Genomic DNA, 877 nt, shown 5'->3' on the forward strand with positions numbered 1-877 from the left:
TATGACGGCCGAGCGTTTCGTCGCCGACCCTTACGGTCCCGAGCCCGGCGGGCGCATGTACCGCACCGGTGACCTCGTGCGTGCCAACGCCGAGGGGGACCTGGAGTACATGGGCCGCGTCGACCACCAGGTGAAGGTCCGCGGCTTCCGTATCGAACCCGGCGAGATCGAGAACGTCCTGACGGACCATCCGGCGATCGGCCAGGCCGCCGTGGTCGCCCACCACGACCAGCCCGACAGCACCCGCCTGATCGCCTACGTCGTCCCCGACACCGACGGACCGACGGGGGATGAGGAGGAGCAGGTCCAAATCGGCGAGTGGCGGGATCTCTACGACTCGCTGTACTCGGCGCCCGGTCCGATGCTGGGCGAGGACTTCTCCGGCTGGAACAGCAGTTACGACGGCGAGCCGATCCCGCTGCCCGAGATGCGGGAGTGGCGTGCGGCCACGCTCGAGCGGATCAGGGCGCTCCAGCCCGGCCGTGTCCTGGAGATCGGTGTCGGCACCGGTCTGCTGCTGTCCGGACTGGCGCCCGAGTGCGAGGAGTACTGGGGCACGGACTTCTCCCCTGTCGTCGTGGAGGAGCTGCGGCGTCATGTCGACGCCGACCCCGAGCTGGCCCGGCGGGTCAGGCTCCGGGTGCAGGCCGCCCACGAGCACGGCGACCTTCCCCAGGGGCACTTCGACACGATCGTGCTCAACTCCGTTGCCCAGTACTTCCCGAACGGCGGATACCTGACGCAGGTCGTCGAGCAGGCCTTCCGCCTGCTCGCGCCCGGTGGCGCCTTGTTCCTGGGCGACCTGCGCAATCCGCGGTTGCTGCGGACCTTCGCCTCCGGTGTGCAGACGGCGCGTGCCGAGGACCCGAGCGACACG

1 protein-coding gene is annotated in these 877 nt (G+C 69.9%); it reads left to right on the forward strand.

The annotated features are described in order from the left end of the window. Positions 1-877 (forward strand): class I SAM-dependent methyltransferase (locus IG90_RS0138700; protein ID WP_030596089.1); only part of this gene is annotated, 877 nt, incomplete at both ends.

It is taken from the genome of Streptomyces anulatus, from assembly GCF_000721175.1.
Classification (GTDB): domain Bacteria; phylum Actinomycetota; class Actinomycetes; order Streptomycetales; family Streptomycetaceae; genus Streptomyces; species Streptomyces anulatus_C.